This window comes from Pseudonocardia alaniniphila, from assembly GCF_022524485.1.
Classification (GTDB): domain Bacteria; phylum Actinomycetota; class Actinomycetes; order Mycobacteriales; family Pseudonocardiaceae; genus Pseudonocardia; species Pseudonocardia alaniniphila.
Genome location: NZ_JAKXMK010000033.1, coordinates 1 through 16,884 on the forward strand (window position 1 = coordinate 1; position 16,884 = coordinate 16,884).

The 16,884-nt window shown below is 72.2% G+C and carries 17 protein-coding genes and 1 pseudogene; 8 read left to right on the forward strand and 10 right to left on the reverse strand.

Annotated elements, in window-relative coordinates; genetic code table 11:
- The 5 genes and pseudogenes from MMF94_RS32720 to MMF94_RS32740 form a co-directional block, all read right to left on the reverse strand.
- Positions 1–254: pseudogene (locus tag MMF94_RS32720) on the reverse strand (potassium-transporting ATPase subunit B); the annotation flags it as partial.
- Positions 251–1,912 (reverse strand): potassium-transporting ATPase subunit KdpA, encoded by a 1,662-nt coding sequence (kdpA, locus tag MMF94_RS32725; RefSeq protein ID WP_241041303.1) that lies wholly within the window; start codon positions 1,910–1,912, stop codon positions 251–253. The gene kdpA and the pseudogene MMF94_RS32720, both read right to left, overlap by 4 nt.
- 37 nt (positions 1,913–1,949) lie before the next feature.
- On the reverse strand, positions 1,950–2,042 hold the full coding sequence (kdpF, locus tag MMF94_RS32730; protein ID WP_241041304.1) for a K(+)-transporting ATPase subunit F: 93 nt from the start codon (positions 2,040–2,042) through the stop codon (positions 1,950–1,952).
- Positions 2,043–2,450: 408 nt separating this feature from the next.
- The gene (locus MMF94_RS32735) at positions 2,451–3,668 is read right to left on the reverse strand and encodes a DUF1700 domain-containing protein (RefSeq protein ID WP_241041305.1); all 1,218 of its coding nucleotides are present in this window, start codon (positions 3,666–3,668) and stop codon (positions 2,451–2,453) included.
- Between the two features lie 73 nt (positions 3,669–3,741).
- Complete coding sequence (locus tag MMF94_RS32740; protein ID WP_241041306.1) at positions 3,742–4,062, reverse strand: PadR family transcriptional regulator; 321 nt, start codon at positions 4,060–4,062, stop codon at positions 3,742–3,744.
- 184 nt (positions 4,063–4,246) lie between these two features.
- Between MMF94_RS32740 and MMF94_RS32745 the strand changes: the two genes are divergently transcribed.
- The 3 genes from MMF94_RS32745 (at position 4,247) to lysA (ending at position 7,264) form a co-directional block, all read left to right on the forward strand.
- Positions 4,247–4,687: a hypothetical protein gene (locus MMF94_RS32745; RefSeq protein WP_241041307.1), complete on the forward strand. Its 441-nt coding sequence runs from the start codon at positions 4,247–4,249 to the stop codon at positions 4,685–4,687.
- Positions 4,688–4,708: 21 nt separating this feature from the next.
- Entirely contained in the window at positions 4,709–5,743 is a 1,035-nt protein-coding gene (gene corA, locus MMF94_RS32750; protein ID WP_241041308.1) for a magnesium/cobalt transporter CorA, read from the forward strand.
- A 183-nt stretch (positions 5,744–5,926) separates the two neighbouring features.
- Positions 5,927–7,264 carry a diaminopimelate decarboxylase gene (lysA, locus tag MMF94_RS32755; protein WP_241041309.1) on the forward strand — a complete coding sequence of 446 codons (1,338 nt, stop codon included), beginning with the start codon at positions 5,927–5,929 and terminating at the stop codon, positions 7,262–7,264.
- Between the two features lie 16 nt (positions 7,265–7,280).
- Here the strand turns inward: lysA and mutM are convergent, their stop codons facing one another.
- From mutM to MMF94_RS32780, 5 genes are read right to left on the reverse strand one after another with little or no spacing between them, the layout of a single operon-like run.
- Positions 7,281–8,162, reverse strand: a complete 882-nt coding sequence (mutM, locus tag MMF94_RS32760) for a bifunctional DNA-formamidopyrimidine glycosylase/DNA-(apurinic or apyrimidinic site) lyase (protein ID WP_241041310.1) — start codon at positions 8,160–8,162, stop codon at positions 7,281–7,283.
- A gap of 9 nt (positions 8,163–8,171) precedes the next feature.
- The gene (gene rnc / locus MMF94_RS32765; RefSeq protein ID WP_241041311.1) at positions 8,172–8,900 is read right to left on the reverse strand and encodes a ribonuclease III; all 729 of its coding nucleotides are present in this window, start codon (positions 8,898–8,900) and stop codon (positions 8,172–8,174) included.
- Positions 8,901–8,958: 58 nt separating this feature from the next.
- A complete protein-coding gene (gene rpmF / locus MMF94_RS32770) occupies positions 8,959–9,141 on the reverse strand; it encodes a 50S ribosomal protein L32 (RefSeq protein WP_241041312.1) in 183 nt (60 codons plus the stop codon).
- Between the two features lie 28 nt (positions 9,142–9,169).
- Positions 9,170–9,745, reverse strand: coding sequence for a YceD family protein (locus MMF94_RS32775; RefSeq protein WP_379660409.1), 576 nt, complete (start codon positions 9,743–9,745; stop codon positions 9,170–9,172).
- A gap of 54 nt (positions 9,746–9,799) precedes the next feature.
- On the reverse strand, positions 9,800–10,264 hold the full coding sequence (locus tag MMF94_RS32780) for a hypothetical protein (RefSeq protein ID WP_241041313.1): 465 nt from the start codon (positions 10,262–10,264) through the stop codon (positions 9,800–9,802).
- 113 nt (positions 10,265–10,377) lie between these two features.
- Here MMF94_RS32780 and MMF94_RS32785 point away from each other — a divergent pair, with 113 nt between their 5' ends.
- The 5 genes from MMF94_RS32785 to MMF94_RS32805 all read left to right on the forward strand — a co-directional run bounded on the left by MMF94_RS32785 (position 10,378) and on the right by MMF94_RS32805 (position 16,821).
- Positions 10,378–11,046, forward strand: coding sequence for a response regulator transcription factor (locus MMF94_RS32785; RefSeq protein WP_241041314.1), 669 nt, complete (start codon positions 10,378–10,380; stop codon positions 11,044–11,046).
- 9 nt (positions 11,047–11,055) lie between these two features.
- Complete coding sequence (locus MMF94_RS32790) at positions 11,056–12,447, forward strand: sensor histidine kinase (RefSeq protein ID WP_241041315.1); 1,392 nt, start codon at positions 11,056–11,058, stop codon at positions 12,445–12,447.
- Positions 12,444–13,379 (forward strand): TAXI family TRAP transporter solute-binding subunit, encoded by a 936-nt coding sequence (locus tag MMF94_RS32795; protein WP_379660414.1) that lies wholly within the window; start codon positions 12,444–12,446, stop codon positions 13,377–13,379. Before MMF94_RS32790 ends, MMF94_RS32795 begins: the two co-directional genes overlap by 4 nt.
- Positions 13,380–13,490: 111 nt before the next feature.
- Entirely contained in the window at positions 13,491–14,837 is a 1,347-nt protein-coding gene (locus MMF94_RS32800) for an Nramp family divalent metal transporter (protein WP_241041317.1), read from the forward strand.
- Between the two features lie 73 nt (positions 14,838–14,910).
- Positions 14,911–16,821 carry an AfsR/SARP family transcriptional regulator gene (locus tag MMF94_RS32805; RefSeq protein WP_241041318.1) on the forward strand — a complete coding sequence of 637 codons (1,911 nt, stop codon included), beginning with the start codon at positions 14,911–14,913 and terminating at the stop codon, positions 16,819–16,821.
- Positions 16,822–16,884 lie beyond the last annotated feature (63 nt).

The window sequence follows — 16,884 nt, forward strand, 5'->3', positions numbered from 1 at the left end:
GTGAACCACAACCACACCGCGATCCACCACGCGAACACCGACGGCTGAATGATCGCCATCACCGTCACGACAACGGATCCGACCCAGACGACGAACATGACCGGGTTGCGCAACTGCGTGCGCGGGTCGAGCTTGCGGAACGCCTCCGGCAACGACTCCCACAGTTGCTGGGGGCTGAACGCTCCCGCCTTGACGGCCTGCGGCGCGTGCGACGCCGCTGCGGGAGCCTTTTTCTCCTGAAGTCCGAGGGTCATGAAAGAGCCTCCGCGATGGGCCCGAGAGCAAGGGCCGGGAAGAAGGTGAGGGCCGCTACGAGGATCAAGGTGCCGCCGACCATCACCGCGAACAGCGTTCCGTCAGTGGGCAACGTGCCTGTGCCGGCCTCCACCCGCTTCTGCTTCGCGAGCGAGCTGGCGAGCACGAGCACGGCGAGGATCGGCACGAACCGGCCGAAGAGCATCGCCAGGCCGAGCGTGACCTGGAAGAAGTCGCTCGTGACCGTGAGGCCGCCGAACGCGCTCCCGTTGTTGTTCGATGCCGATGCGTAGGCGTAGAGCACCTCGGAGAAGCCGTGCGCGCCGTCGTTGCCCAAGGCACCGAGCGTGCTCGGGAGGGCGATGGCCAGGCCGGCCCCGATCAGGACGAGCGCCGGCATCGTGAGCAGCGAGATCGACGCCGCCGTCACCTGCACCCGGCCGATCTTCTTGCCCAGGTACTCCGGTGTGCGCCCGACCATCAGGCCTGCCAGGAACACCGCGATGATCGCGATGATGAGGATGCTGTAGAGGCCGGTGCCGGTACCACCGGGCGCCACCTCACCGAGCAGCATGTTGAGGATCGTCAACCCGCCGGCACCGCCGGTGAAGCTGTCGTGCCACGAGTTGACCGCACCGGTCGACGTGCCGGTCGTCGATATCCCGAAGATGATCGAGCTCGGTATCCCGAACCGGACCTCCTTGCCCTCCAAGGCCGCCCCGGCGGCCTGCGCAGCCGGCCCGTTGGGGTGTGCCTCGGACGCCCAGGCGAGTGCGATGAAGACGAGCCAGACCGCGCCCATGACGGCGACGAGCACCGTGCCCTGCCGGGTGTTGCGGACCATGGTCCCGAACGTGCGGGTGAGGGCCACCGGGATCACGAGCTCGAGGAAGATCTCGACGAAGTTGCTCAACCCGTTGGGGTTCTCGAACGGGTGGGCGGAGTTGGCGTTGAAGATGCCGCCGCCGTTCGTGCCCAGCTCCTTGATCGACTCCTGCGACGCCGCGGGCGCCAGCGCGAGCGTGTGCTGTGTGCCGTCGACGGCGGTGACGTCGACACCGGACTTGAACGACATCACCACGCCCGTGGCGATCAGGATGATCGCGAAGACGAAGGAGATCGGCAGCATCAGCCGGATGACGCAGCGGGTCAGGTCGACCCAGAAGTTGCCCAGCCGGTCGGTGTTGTAGCGGACGAACCCGCGGATCAGCGCAATTGCGACCACGATGCCGACCGCTGCGGACACCACGTTCTGCACGGTCAGGCCGGCCATCTGCACGGTGTTGCCGAGCGTGGTCTCCGGGACGTAGGACTGCCAGTTCGTGTTGGTGACGAACGAGATCGCGGTGTTGAACGCGACCGCGGCCGGCACCGGATCGTGCCCGAACGCCATCGGGAGGAATGTCTGGAGCCGCTGCAGCAGGTACAGCAGGATCACGCCGACGAAGGAGAAGCCCAGCCCGCCTGCCGCGTAGGTGCTCCATCGCTGCTCGGCGTTCGGGTCCACCCGGAGTATCCGATACAGGGCCAGCTCGACGCCGGAGTGCTTGTCGCTCGTGAAGATCCGCGCCATGTAGTCGCCGAGCGGCTTGTACACGATCGCGAGGACCACGAGCAGCGCGACGACCGTGAGGATGCCGGCGAGAGTGTCGCTCATGAATTCACCCCCGCCCGGGGGTTCTCGTCAGTGCGCATCAGAAGCGCTCCGGACGCAGGAGGGCCACGAACAGATAGATGAGCAGGCCCAGCGCGATGAGCCCGCCGACGATGTATGCGGCGGCGTTCACAGGGACTCGAGCCCCCTCGCGATAAGGGCGAGGACCGCGAAACCTGCGATCACCAGCACCACGTAGGCCAGGTCGGCCATCGTTTCTCCTCCACCAGGACACACCGGTCCGCCGAGCCGACGGACCGGTGCGCGAGCATCGTCGGAGTCCGCTGGGCATAGCGGACCGCGAACGCCGCGTTGACGCCTTTGGCCTGCGACGTTGACGCGTTCCTGACGCGCTGGTGGTGGCGCTCACGCGCGCGGGAAGAGTGGGCCGTGCCGGCGCCCCCGACGCATACCGGCACGGCCCGGGCACAACCGGCCGCTAGCTGCGGCGACCGGCCGGAGCTGACCGCACACACCTGGTGGCCACCGCGCACACGTCATGCCCTGTGTGCGGCGGCCACGAGGTGTGCGCCGTGAGGGTTCAGCCTGTGGGGGTGGGGGGCGCCGTCGGTGGGGTCGGCGGGGTCGGCGGGGCCGGCGGTGTGGTGGGCGGCGGCACCGTCACCTGGCCGGTGGCCGACGGCGTCTCGGAGGGCACCGCCACCACAAGTGGGCCGGGCGGGATGGTCACGCAATCGCCGGTACGGGGGTCGTAGTCCACGGTTCCACGCGGGTACGGGCGGGCCGCGCTCGCCCCGGGCGCCGAGAACCGGTGCTCGTCCTCGCACGAGGAACTGGTGGTCGTGTCGATCGGGCGCCCGTTCTGGTCGAACAGGTAGACGCCGGTGAGCGGGTTGCCCGCGGCGTCGACGGGCCGGATGTCGAGGATCTGCCGGTCCATGTCCTGCCACAGGCCCGGTTGCTGGTATCTCTGCACCGAGCCGCTCGACGACGACGAGGAGCCGAACAGAGCGGAGCTGGCCAGCAGCAGCAGGAGCAGCGCGGCCGCGAGACCGTTCAGCGGGACCACCGCGCAGAGCCAGCGCCGGTCACGACGGGTGCGGTGCCCCAGCCAGATCGACAGCGGCACGGTCACCAGCGACAGCAGAACCACCAGTGCGAGCTCCGCACCCACCATGATCTCGTCCACCAGCACCGCGGCGACCACTCCCCTGGCGACCCACCACGCGGGCTGCAGGGCCGCCAGGAAGTCCGTGACGGACCGGGCAGCCGTTCCGGGGGCCGGCATGGCGGCGGCCAGCCGGCGCACCGCCGGAAGAGCGGTCAGCGAGGGCAGCTCCGGGCCGTCCCTGGTGACGAGCGGGAGCCCGGCGAGGGCGAGGAGCATCCCGAACAGGACGACCTCGGGGGCGCTCCCCGCGACCCCGAGCATGATCAGCACGGTGGATGCGACGAGCCCGGCGATCGCGAGCCGTGCCGCACCAGACCTCGACCGCTCCGGCGGCGCTCCGGACGCCGGCGGGTATCCGGCGGCGGCCCGCAGCTCGCCCGCGTAGGCCGCCGGGGTGCCGAGCCGATCCACCAGCGCGGCAAGGCTCGCCTCGCTCCCCAACTCGGCGGTCAGGTCGGCGAGGTGCGCGCGGGCGTCGTCGAGGATGTCGGCGAGCTCCGGTGCCGGCAGGTCCGCCAGCGCGGACCGGATACCGGCCAGGTACTCCTCCACCGGCCCGGCCAGTACCCGAACGTTGGGCACGCTCGCTGTTTCGCTGTGCTTGACGTCATCGTTGCCGCCGGTCACGCGACCTCCTCGCTCACGCTCGTCGGCTGCGTTCGCGCCGGTGCCGACCTGAACGGTGAGCTCTCGAGCTCGCTCACGCTGCCCCCACCAGTCCTTCCATCGTCTCGGCGAACGACCGCCAGGTCTTCACCAGCTCCCGGAGCCGGTCCCGGCCCGGCCCGTTCACGCTGTAGTACTTGCGGTGCGGCCCCTCCTCGCTCGGCACGACGTACGAGGTGAGCAGCCCCGCGTTGTAGAGCCGGCGCAGCGTTCCGTAGACGGAGGCGTCGCCCACCTCCTGCAGTCCGGCCGCGCGCAGCCCGCGCACCACCTCGTAGCCGTAGCCGTCCGCGCGGTCCAGCACCGCGAGCACGGCGAGGTCGAGCACCCCCTTGAGCAGTTGGCTCGTGTCCACACCTCCCCCTCCCCTGGTCGACGCGCCCGGCCGGTCGTGCGGGCCGGCTTGCGCACGGCACAGTACTACGCACCGCGCAGTAGTACGACAACCGCATGACAGGTGCGTCAGAGCTCGCCTCGGCCACGTCAGGAGGGCGTCAACGATTCTTCAGCGCCGGATGCCGCGCTGGATCGTCGAAGGCGTGCTCGCACCCCGGCCCACCACAGGCGACACCGCTCCCGCGCAGCCCCTGATGTCCGGCCCGGTCGGTGGCGTTCTGGGTCTCCCCGCCGGGGCCGTCGCCGCCATCGCCGCGTGGGCGTTCGCCGGCGACCACACGATGGGGCTCGTGTTCGCCGCCGCGGCGGCCGTCACCCTCGCGGCGATGACCACCACGGTCGGTGCCGTCGTCACCGCGAGCCTCAGCTGGGCCTGCTACGACGGATTCGTCCTCCACCGCTTCGGCACCCTCGAAGGCGGCCGGGGCGACCTCATCGCGCTCGGCATCGTCGTGGGAGCAGCCCTTACCGCACGAGCGGCCGCCGCCGTCGTGCAGCACATACGGACGACGGAAAGTCGACGCGACTACCCTGCGGATGTGCCTCCGGAGGCACGGCCGCGCATCCGGAGCATGACCGGGTAGCCGCACCTGACGGGAGTACGGATGTCGGTCGTCGACAACGCCATCTACATCGACGGCCGGCGGGCCGTCGATCCGACGTCGCTCGACCACACCTTCGAGGAACTCCGCCAGTGCCCCGATCAGGGGCGCAGCTTCTGCTGGATCGGGCTCCTGCGGCCGAGCAAGCAGGAGATCGAGGCGGTCGCCGAGGAGTTCGGCCTGCACCCCCTCGCCGTCGAGGACACCATCACCGCCCACCAGCGGCCGAAGCTGGACCTCTACGGCGATGTCGTGTTCGTGGTGCTGCGCCCCGCCCGGTACGTCGACCCCGTCGAGGTCGTGGAGATCGGCGAGGTGCACCTGTTCATCGGTCCCGACTTCGTGATCACCGTCCGGCACGCCGAGGAGCCCGACCTCGCCGCGGTCCGCAAGCGGCTGGAGGGCGACCCGGAGCTCCTCGACAACGGCCCGTACGCCGTGCTCTACGCGGTGCTGGACAAGGTCGTCGACGACTACTTCCCGGTGCTCGACGGCTTGCAGGACGACATCGACGGCATCGAGGTGCAGGTCTTCGGCGGTGACCCCGGGGTCTCGAAGCGGATCTACCAGCTGAGCCGCGAGGTGATCGAGTTCCAGCGCGCGGTCGAGCCGTTGCGGGAGGTCTTCGTCGAGCTGCGCGACCGGCTGAAGGCCACGGCGAGCCAGTCCGACCTGGAGCTGCGCCGGTCGCTGCGTGACGTGTCCGACCACGCCATACGCGTGATGGAGCGCGTCCAGTCCTTCCGCGACCTGCTCTCCAACATCGTCCAGGTCAACGCCGCGCTCGTCGCACAACGACAGAACGAGGAGATGGCCCGTCTGACCGAGGCGGGCTTCGACCAGAACGAGCAGGTCAAGCGCATCTCGTCGTGGGCGGCGATCCTCTTCGCCCCCACGCTGGTCGCCTCGATCTACGGTATGAACTTCACCCACATGCCCGAGCTCGCGTGGACCTACGGCTACCCGTTCGCGATCGGGCTGATGCTGCTGTGCGGGATGATCCTCTACACGATCTTCAAACGGGCCGGCTGGCTCTGAACCGCCCGTAGGGCCCCCGAGTGGCCCGAACCACTCGGCGCTATGGCGGCGTCAGGACACGGCCGGTGGCCGTCAACGCCGCGGTGACTCCCTGTTCCGTTCGGTCCGATCGCGGGAGAACGGAGACCTCGGCGGTCTGCCGGCCGCCGTCGCCTCCGGAGACCGCCGGATCTAGGAGAACAGGTGACTCTCGCCGATCTCATCCCGTCACTTCGCACGTCGCTCTCATCCCGACTGGCCCCGGGCCTGTGGCCGGAGACTGCCCGAGCGACGTGTGACGGGCAGCTGCTCGTGGGCGGGGTGGACCTCGCCCAGTTGGCCGCGCAGTTCGGCACGCCCGTCCTGGCCATCGACGCCACGGACGTCCGCTCCCGCTGCCGGGCCTACCGGGAGTCGCTCCCGGGAGTGGAGATCGCCTACGCCGCGAAGGCGTTCCTCTGCCGGGCCATGGCCCGGCTGGTCGACCAGGAAGGCCTGGCGATGGACGTGTGCTCCGGTGGCGAGGTCGCCGTGGCCGCGGCCGCCGGCTTTCCCGGAGCGCGGATGGTGATGCACGGCAACGTCAAGACCACCGAGGACCTCAAGACGGCCATGGCCACGGGCGTCGGCCGCATCGTGATCGACTCTCTCGAGGAGATCGCCCCGCTGGCAGCCCTCGTGCCGACCCGCCAGCAGGTGCTGCTGCGGGTCGTCCCCGGGGTCGATGCCGGCACGCACGCCGGGCTCACCACCGGCACCGAGGACCAGAAGTTCGGGCTCTCCATCGCGACCGGTGCAGCGGCGGAGGCCGTGCGTGGCGTGCTCGCCCGGCCCGAGCTGGAACTGGTCGGCCTGCACTGCCATCTCGGCTCCCAGGTGCGCTCGATCAGCCGGTACGTGGAGGCCTCGGAGCGCATGGTCGCCTTTCTCGCCGAGATCGCACGCGAGCACGGCATCGAGCTGCCGCAGCTGGACATCGGCGGCGGCCACGGGGTGGCGTACGCGCCCGAGGAGGAGTCGATGGACCTCGCCGCGTTCGGACGCACCGTGCCGGCCGCGATCGCCGAGGCCTGCCAGTGGCACGGCCTGCGGATGCCCCGCCTGACCGTCGAGCCCGGCCGGGCGCTCATCGCCCGCGCGGGCGTCACGGTGTACCGGGTCGCGGCCGTCAAGCACGGGGTGCGCCGCACGTTCGTGGCCGTGGACGGCGGGATGAGCGACAACCCGCGGCCCGCGCTCTACGGCGCGCGCTACCACGTGCGGCGCTTCGGCAGGCCCGAACGCGTGCCGTCCCGGCCGGTCACGGTCGTCGGACGGCACTGCGAGTCGTCGGACGTGCTCGCCGAGGAGGCAATGCTCCCCGAGGACATCGCTGCGGGTGATCTCCTTGCCGTGCCCTGCAGCGGCGCGTACCACTCCTCGCTCTCCTCGACCTACAACCAGATCGGCCGGCCGCCGGTCGTCGCGGTGGCCAGTGGCGCGGCCGTGCCGATGCTGCGCCGGGAGACGTTGGAGGATCTGATGCTGCGCGACGCGGGTTGAGGAGCGGTCCGGCGGATCAGGCGTGCGGATGACGCGGTCGTGGCTGGCAGCGCGGGCAGCTGAACGAGCTGCGGTTCATGAACGGGTCGCGCCGGATGGGCGTGCCGCAGCGGCGGCACGCCCGGTCCTCCTGTCCGTAGACGTCGAGCGAACGGTCGAAGTAACCGGACGCCCCGTTCACGTTCACGTAGAGCGCGTCGAACGACGTGCCACCGGCCGCGAGCGCCGCCGCCATCACCTCGGTGGCGGCGGTGAGCACCTCACGGCCCTGCTTGCGGGTGAGCGCCTCGGTGGGGCGGGCCCAGTGCAGCCGTGCCCGCCAGAGCGCCTCGTCGGCGTAGATGTTGCCGATGCCCGACACCACCGTCTGGTCCAGCAGCGCGCGCTTGAGCCCGGTGCGCCGCCGCCGGATGGCCGCGACGGCGTCGTCGAGGTCGAATGCCGGGTCCATCGGGTCGCGGGCGATGTGCGCGATCGGTTCGGGCAGCAGGCCACCCCCGGCCGCAGGCACCAGCGGGTGCACCGACAGGCCGCCGAACGTCCGCTGGTCGACGAAACGCAGCTCCGTGCCGCCGTCGGCGAAGCGGAACCGGATGCGCAGGTGCTTCTCGTCGGGCCGGTCCTCGACGGTCACGAGCATCTGCCCGCTCATGCCGAGGTGGGCGAGCACGGCGTCGTCCCCCTCCGCGCCGCCGTCGAGGTCGAGCCACAGGTACTTGCCCCGGCGGCGGACGCCGGTGATTGCGCGCCCGGCGAGGCGGGCGGCGAAGTCGTCGCCGCCTGCCACGTGCCGACGCACCGCGCGGGGATGGGCGACCGTGACCGCGGCGATCTTGCGGTCGAGAACGTGGTCGGCGAGGCCGCGACGGACGACCTCGACCTCCGGGAGCTCCGGCACGGCCGGGCGTCAGGCGGGGCCGGACGCGGCGGGCTCGCTGCCCGCCGCGGCTTCGGCCGTGAGAGTGCGCCACGCGAGCTCGGCCGCCTTCTGCTCGGCCTCCTTCTTCGTGCGCCCTTCGCCCGACCCGAGCTCTCGGTTCGCCACGACCGCGGTGGCCGTGAAGATCTTGAGGTGGTCCGGGCCGTCCTCGGCGATCCGGTACTCGGGGACGCCGAGCTCGGCCGCCGCGGTGAGCTCCTGAAGGCTCGTCTTCCAGTCCAGCCCTGCCCCGAGCAACGGCGCGCTGCGCATCAGACCGTCGAAGAGGCGGTCGACGAGCCCACGGGCCGTCTCGAGCCCGTGCTCGAGGTACACAGCGCCGATCAGGGCCTCCGTGGCGTCGGCGAGGATGCTCGCCTTCGTGCGCCCACCCGTCAGCTCCTCGCCGCGGCCCAGGTAGAGGTGCGCACCGAGCCCGCCGTCGCCGAGGGTGGCCGCCACGCCGGCGAGCGCGTGCATGTTGACGACGCTCGCGCGCAGCTTGGCCAGCTGCCCTTCGGGCAGGTCCGGGTGATCGCAGTAGAGCCGCTCGGTGACGATGATGCTGAGCACGGAGTCGCCGAGGAACTCCAGGCGCTCGTTGGTGGGCAGCCCGCCGTTCTCGTACGCGTAGGACCGGTGGGTGAGCGCCAGAGTGAGTAGATCGTGGGCGATCTCGACTCCGAGGGACGCGAGAAGGGGCCCGCGGTCCTCCACGGGCCCCTGTAGGCCTCGCGCTACCACTGCGTCGTCGCCGATTCCGTGCTCCCGGCGATCAGGCCGGAGTGACGACCTGGCGGCCGTCATAGGTGCCACAGGTGGGGCAGGCGACGTGCGGGGGCTTGACGGCCCGGCAGGCGCGGTTCGAGCAGGCGACGAGCGTGGGTGCAGTGGCCTTCCACTGCGACCGGCGCGAGCGCGTGTTCGACCGCGACATCCGGCGCTTCGGAACAGCCACGGTGAATCTCCTAGCAGTACTCGAGGGATCAGTCTGCGGACAGGCGCTCACGCAGAGCGGCCCACCGAGGATCCAGTGTCTCATGCCCGTGGCCGGGCGCGAGGTCGGCCCGCTTCTCCCCACAGTCGGGGCAGAGGCCGAGGCAGTCAGGGCTGCACAGCGGGGCGAGAGGCAGGGCGAGCACGACCGCGTCGCGCACGGTCTGCTCGACGTCGACCATCTCGTCGACGACCCTCGGCAGCTCGTCCTCGTCGGTGGTCTCGTCGGTGACGCTGTCGGGGTAAGCGAACAGCTCCGAGAGCTCGACGTCGATCTCGTCGGTGAGCGCGTCGAGGCAGCGGGCGCACTCGCCCGTGAGGGGCGCGTGCACGCTGCCCGAGACGTAGACCCCTTCGGTGACCGACTCGAGCCGGACGTCCAGCTCGATGGGTTCCCCCGCCGGCACGGCGATGGTCTCCAAGCCGAGCGCGGCTGGGTCCGCCGGAGCCGGGACGGTGCGCTGGTAGCTGCGCATGTTCCCTGGACGCCGCCCGAGCTCACGGGTGCTGAAGACCCAGGGGCTTGCCGGATCGGGGTGGCCGGGGACGGGGTGGTGCGTACTCACCCCACCAGAGTAGTAGCCCGCGACGATGCGGGCACCGCGCCGGGAAGTCGTCGGTCAGCCCGGTGTGACCTGGAACTCCGCCGTGCCGTCCCCGGCACGCATGACCTCGATCACGGCGGTGCCGACGGTGGCGCTCGAGCCGGGGGCGATCGTCACCGTGGCCCCGTCGGCCGTGAACGTGACACCGGCGTCCTCGACCGCCTCGACTGCGATGACCGGGCTCGAGCCGCAGGAGAACGTGGTGTGCCCGTTCACGGTGCTCGAGCGCGAGCTCGTGCCCGAGCTGCTGATCGACGTGCCGCCGGGCGTCACCCTCAGGCGACAGAACCCCGAGGACGCCCGCGGCACGACCGACGGCGAGGCGCTCTGTGGGGACGGCGCTGCCTGGCCCGACGCGCCCGGGCGCGACGTGGGCTCACCGGCGATGCTCGTGGTGCAACCCGCAACGACGAGCATCGGCAGCGTGACGGCGACCAGCACGGAGCCGAGCACCCGCTGGCGCGTACGGAGGAGCTTCACGGTCCGGATCGTGCCGTTGATCCGGGTTGCTTGGCGAGCCCTGTGCGACGACCGGCCGTGCGCATGCCGCGACCAGGCTTTTCCGCTCGGTAATCGTCCGGCAGGCTGATCACGTGCGTGTACTTGTGGTCGAGGACGACGACGGGGTCGCCGACGCGGTGCTCGAAGCGCTGGCGGCGCACGGGCACACCGCGGTCCGGGCGGCCCGCGCAGCCGAGGTCTGGGGCAACGCCCACGACGCGGACGTCGTCCTGCTCGATCTCGGCCTCCCCGACGCCGACGGGCTCGACGTGCTGCGCAGGCTGCGGCGCATCACCTCCACGCCGGTGCTCGTGCTCACCGCCCGCGGCACCGAGCGGGACGTGGTGCGGGGGCTGCGGCTGGGCGCCGACGACTACGTGGTGAAGCCGGTGCGGTTGCGCGAGCTGCTGGCGCGCATGGAGGCGGTGGCGCGCAGGGCCCGTGCGGGGCGCGCCGACGACGACGCCCCGGCGGACGTCGTGGAGATCGAGGACCTGCACATCGACCTGGGCGCCCGGCGGACCACCGTCGGTGGGAACGAGATCACCCTGACCGCGAAGGAGTTCGAGATCCTCGCCGCGCTCGCCCGCAGGCCGGGAGCCGCCGTCAGTCGTCAGCAACTGCTCGACGAGGTCTGGGGTGACGCCTACCTGGCGGTTTCGCGCTCGCTCGACGTGCACCTCGCGGCGCTGCGGGCCAAGCTCGGGCGCCCCGGCCTGCTGACGACGATCCGCGGGTTCGGCTTCCGGCTCGGCGGCTGAGGACAGCCGGTGCGCCGTCGCCTGCTGCTGGTCCTCTCGGCCTTCTCGGTAGCCACCGTCGCGGCCTTCGCGCTGCCGCTGCTCGACAGCACGGCGGCCGAGCGCACGCAGCGGTTCGTGCTCGCCCGCACCGCCGACATGGACCGCTTCGCCGCGTACGCCCAGCAGGCGGACCAGGACACGGGCACGGCGCTCGCGGAGGAGGTTCGGGCGCACAGCGTGCTCTACGGCGAAGGGGTCGTGGTCGTGGACCGGAGCGGCCGTCCGATCGTCGAAGCCGGTCTGGACGTCGACGATCCCGGGGTGCTCGCGGCCGTCGACGCCGCCCTGCGCAACCAGCCGGCCGCCCGGCCGGAGCGACTCGGGCCGGGGTCCGACGAGCCGGTGCTGTTCGCGCGTCCGGTCGGAACCGGCACGCAGGTGGAAGGTGCGGTCGTATTGCGGGCCTCGCCCGCCGGGGCCGCGGCCGACATCGCCACCGCCTGGACGGCCATCCTGCTGGGTGCGCTGGCTGCGGCCGTGGCGTTCGCCGCGCTGGCGCTGGTGGTGGCCCGCTGGGTGCTCCGGCCGGTCGCCGAGCTGGCGGGAGGGGTGCGCGCGGTCGCCGAGGGGCACCCCGGAGCGCACGTGTCGCCGCGCGGCGGCCCGTCGGAGCTGCGCGAGCTGGCCACGGCGTTCAACCGGATGTCCGACGTCGTCTCCACCAGTGCCGAGCAGCAACGCCGGCTCGTCGCGGACACCTCGCACCAGCTGCGCAACCCGCTCGCTGCGCTCCGGCTGCGGGTCGACGCCCTGGACGCGCACGTCCCGGACGACGGCCGCCGGACCTACCGCTCGACGCTCGCGGAGGTGGAGCGGCTGGAGTCGCTCCTCGACGGGATGCTCGACCTCGCCTCGGCGGAGAGCCGGGCCACCGACCTCGCGGCGGGCGACGCCGGCGGCGAGCAGGCGGACATCGGAACGGTCGTGGCCGAGCAGGTCGAGCTGTGGGCACCGGTGGCCGAACGCGCCGGGGTGCGGCTCGTCGTCACCGACGGGCCTGCGGCCGAGGTGGCGTGCTCCGCGTCGGAGCTGGCCCAGCTGCTCGACGTGCTGCTGGACAACGCCGTGAAGCATGCGGGGGCCACGGCCACCGCCCGGGTCGGCTGGACCGCGGCCGGGACGCCTGGAGCACGGCGGGTCCGGCTCGAGGTCCGCGACGACGGACCGGGGCTGCCTGCCGAGGATCTCGGCCGCGCCACGCAGCGCTTCTGGCGTTCGGCGCAGGCGAACGGGAGCCGCGGGTCGGGGCTGGGGCTCGCGATCGCGGAACGCCTCGCGACCGCACGAGGTGGGGCGCTGCGGCTCGCACCCGCGCCCGGCGGAGGTCTGGCCGTCACCGTGGAGTTGCCGTGCCTGTGACCCTCTCGCGCCGGACGCTCCTGCGCGCAGCACCGCTGGCTCTGGCGTTCGTCGCCGCGGGCTGCAGCGGCGACGGAGAGCCGCCGGTCGTGGTGGCCGCAGGCGAGCCCGGAGGCTTCTACGTGGAGTTCGGCGAGCTGCTCGTCCGGCAGTTGCAGGCCGCCGGGATCTCCGCGCGCGTGATGGAGACGGGGGGCAGCGTCGACAACGCCCGCCACGTCGAGGACGGCACGGCTGCCCTCGGGCTCGCGCTCAGCGACATCGCCGTGGCCGCCCTGCGGGGCGAGGCGCCGTTCGCCCAGGTGGTGGCCCTGCGGGCGATCGGGCGCGTCTACGAGAACTACATGCAGGTCGTGGTGCGCGCCGAGGACTCGATCGCGGACGTCGCCGACCTGGCGGGGCGGCAGGTCTCGCTCGGCGCGCTCGGATCCGGCGCCGCCGTGTTCGGCGACCGGCTGCTCGCCGCGGCAGGGATCACCGCTCCGGTCACCCGGCGGCCGCTGCGCGAGGCCGTCACGGCGCTGGACTCGGGGGCGACGGACGCACTGCTGTGGTCCGGCGGCGTGCCGACGCCCGCACTCGACGAGCTGGCGGCCCGCCGTCCGATCCGGCTGATCCCGCTGGTCGGGCTCCTGCCGCAGCTGCGCGCCCGCCACGGGGAGGTCTACGGGCCGGTCGCGGTGCCCGCCGGCGTGTACGGGACGAGCACGCGGGTGCCCACCGTCGGCGTCGCGAACCTCCTCGTCGCGGGTGCCTCTCTGCCCGACGATGTGGCAGGCGCGGTCGCGCGCACCCTCGTGGGCTCCGCACCCGACCTGGTGCCCTCGGCGGCCCTGGGCACCCAGTACCTGGACCAGCGATCGCTCATCGGCACCGGGGACGTCCCGCTGCACCCCGGCGCCGCGGCCGCCTACCGCGACCTGCACGGCTGAGCGACCAGTCTCCTAAGCGTTGGTAAAGATCTCATCCGAGGTACTGCTCCACGTTGTGATCGCTTTTACCTTGCCTGCGACACCTCTGGCAGAACGAGGAGCGGGGAGCAGATGACAACGACGTCACCGGTAGGAGAGCTCGGTCCACCGGTCGGATTCAAGGCGAAGGTCAAGCAGGTCGGGCCGGGGCTGCTCGCCGCGGCCACCGGTGTGGGTGCGGGCGACCTGGTCGCCACGATGGTGGCGGGCGCCGAGTACGGGATGGTGCTCCTGTGGGCGGCGGTGCTCGGCACGGGTCTCAAGCTCGCGCTGGCCGAGGGCGTGGGCCGGTGGCATCTCGCGACCGGCACCACCCTGCTCGACGGGTGGCGCAGGCTCGGGTACTGGGCCACCGTCTTCTTCGGCGCCTACATCATCATCTGGGGCTTCGTCTACGGCGCCACGGCGATGTCCGCGGTCGGCCTGCCACTCAACGCCCTGTTCGGCGGGCTGCCCGTGCGGTACTGGGCGATGATCGCCGGTGTCGTCGGCCTCGTTCTCGTGTGGGCGCAGCGCTACCACGTCTTCGAGAAGTTCATGACCGTGCTCGTCCTGATCAAGTTCGTGTCGGTCGTCTCGGTCGCGCTGCTCGTCTCCCCGAACCTCGGTGAGGTGTTCAGCGGGCTGGTGCCGCGGCTGCCCGAGGGCTCCGTGGTCAACGTGCTCGGCCTGATCGGCGGGGTCGGCGGCACGATCACGATGGCCGCATACGGCTACTGGATGATCGCCAAGGGCTGGAAGGGCACTCGCTGGCTGTCGATGATGCGGCTGGACAACACCGTCGGCTACGTCATGACCGGCATCTTCGTGATCGCGATGCTGATCGTCGGCGCGGAGATGCTGCGGGGCCAGAACCTCACGTCGAGCGACTCGGGCCTGCTCACCCTCGGCACCGCGCTCGGTGAGACCTACGGCGACTGGGCCCGGATCATGTTCCTCATCGGGTTCCTCGCCGTCACCTCGTCCTCGCTGCTGGGCGTCTGGAACGGCGTGAGCCTGCTGTTCACCGACTGGACCCGCACGATCCGCCTGCCGCACGGCAGAAAGGCCGAGGCGGAGCTCGAGGCGGCGGAGGCCGAGACGGCCACGGACGCCACCACGGACCCGACCGGCACTGCCACCGGGTACGAGGCCGCGGTCGCCGAGCGCAGCCTCCCGTTCCGCGGGTACCTGCTCTGGCTGACCATCCCGCCGATGGCGCTGCTCTTCCTCGACAGGCCGTTCGGGCTCACGCTGGTCTACGGGGTGCTCGGCTCGGCGTTCATGCCCTTCCTGGGCATCACGCTGATGCTGCTGCTCAACTCCAAGCGGGTCGTGGGCGACGGCCGTTCCGGGTGGGTGTCCAACGTGCTGCTCACCGGGGCGTCGGCGCTGTTCGTCGTCCTGCTGGTGATCGACCTGATCGATCGCTTCGGCTGATCCTCGGCGGGGCGCCACGTGCCCGGACGGCACGGGGCGCCCCGCCTCCACCTGCGGCACGAAGGGACGGGGTGTGGACTCGGTCATCGAGTTCCGGGTGCTGGGACCGCTCGAGGTCGTCCGCGACGGAGTCGTCCTCCGGTTGGGCGCGGGCAAGCTGCGGGTGGTCCTCGCCGCGCTGCTCCTCCAGGCGAACCGTCCCGTCTCGATCGACGACCTGGTCGACAAGCTGTGGGACGGGGACGCGCCCGGCGACGCCCGCGGCACCGTCCAGAAGTACGTGATGCGGATCCGGCGCCTGCTCGGGGGCGGCGCCGAGGACTCCGCCGTGCGGACCGAGCCGGACGGCTACCGGATCACGATCCCGGCGTGCCGTCTCGACCTCCACCGGTTCTCCTCGCTCGGCGCGCAGGCGGCCCGGGCCGCTGCCGCAGGCGACGACGTCGCCGAGTCCGCGCTGCTGACCGACGCGCTCTCGCTGTGGCGTGACGTGCCGCCACTGTCCGATGTCCCGTCCCCGCCCCTGCAGCGCGACGAGGTGGCCGGGTTGGTCGAGCGCTACCTGCAGGCGCTCGACCGGCGGATCGAGCTCGACCTGGCCCTCGGCCGACACGCCGAGGTGCTCGGCGAACTGGCCGCCCTCGTTCGCCGGTACCCGGAGCGGGAGCGCTTCTGGGCACACCGCATGCGGGCGCTGCACCGTGCGGGCCGCCAGGGTGAGGCGCTCGCGGCCTACCGCGAGGTCGCGAGCCTGCTGGCCGAGGAGCTCGGCATCGACCCGGGGGCCGACCTGCGTGCCGCCCACCGTGAGGTCCTCGGCGCGCCTGCCCCTCCCGCGCCCGTCGCGGCGCCCGTGGCGCTTCCGCCTGCCGCCCGCCCGCCGCGCCAGCTCCCCATGGCCGACTCCGGGTTCGCCGGGCGGGAGGCCGAGCTCGCCGCGATCGTCGACGCTCTCGGGCAGACGGGGCCTCGCAGCGGCGCACCGGTCGTGATCACCGGCATGGCCGGAGTCGGCAAGACGGCGCTGGCCGTACGGGCCGCCCATGACGTGGCCGACCGCTTCCCCGACGGACAGCTGTTCGCCGACCTGCGCGGCCACTCCCCCGCTGCGCCGAGAGCCGTGCCGGACGTGCTGGCACGGTTCGTCCGGACGCTCGGACTGCCGGCCGACGCGCTGCCGTCCGACGAGGACGAACTGGTGGCCGCGTACCGGTCGCTGCTCGCGGGCCGTCGCATGCTGGTCGTTCTCGACGGCGCGGTGTCGGCCGAGCAGGTACGGCCGCTGCTGCCCGGGTCCGGGTGCGGAGTCCTCGTCACGAGCCGGGCCGACCTCGCCGGGCTCGCCGTCTCCCCCGGCTCGCACCGGATCGTGCTCGACGTCCTGTCCGCTGCCGACGGGCGCGCGTTGCTCGCGGGCGTGCTCGGCGCGCCGCGAGTGGCCGCGGAACCGGCCGCGGCCGACGAGCTGGTGCAGCTGTGCGGCGGGTCGGCGCTCGCGCTCCGCGTGGCCGCCGCTCAGCTGGTGCTGCACCCGCAGCGCGGGATCGCCGAGCACGTCGAGCGGCTGAGCGGCGGAGACCTTCTGGCAGCCCTGCGCCTGGACGGCGACGCCGCCACCGACATGGTGGCCGCGCTCGACCTGTCCTACCGCACGCTCGACCCGGAACACCGGCGGCTTCTGCGGCTGCTCGGCCTGCTCCCCGGCGTGACCGACGAGGGGTTCACCGCGGCGGCAGCGGCCGCCGCCACCGGGATGGGCCGCGCCGCGGTGGCGGCCGGGCTCGAAGCGCTGGCCGCGGTGAGCCTGCTCGACCGCCGCCCGTGTGCGCGCTACCGCATGCACGTCCTCGTCCGCCGGTACGCAGCGAGCCAGGCGGAGACCGAGGAGCCCTCGGAAGCACGCGACCGCGCCCACCCGCCCGCCGGCGGCCCCGTCATCGTCGGGCACCCGTTGCCTCGCTTCGCGCGGATCTCCACCTCCTGATCTCCGCGAGATCCGGGTTTCGGCCCCGCGAAGGTCCGAAACCCCGATCTCGTCGATCATGAC

What these genes read in the sequence shown, in the direction of transcription:
- kdpA (WP_241041303.1), bottom strand. Translation starts at nt 1,912, where the DNA reads ATGAGCGACACTCTCGCCGGCATCCTCACGGTCGTCGCGCTGCTCGTG.
- corA (WP_241041308.1), top strand. Translation starts at nt 4,709, where the DNA reads ATGTCGGTCGTCGACAACGCCATCTACATCGACGGCCGGCGGGCCGTC.
- MMF94_RS32800 (WP_241041317.1), top strand. Translation starts at nt 13,491, where the DNA reads ATGACAACGACGTCACCGGTAGGAGAGCTCGGTCCACCGGTCGGATTC.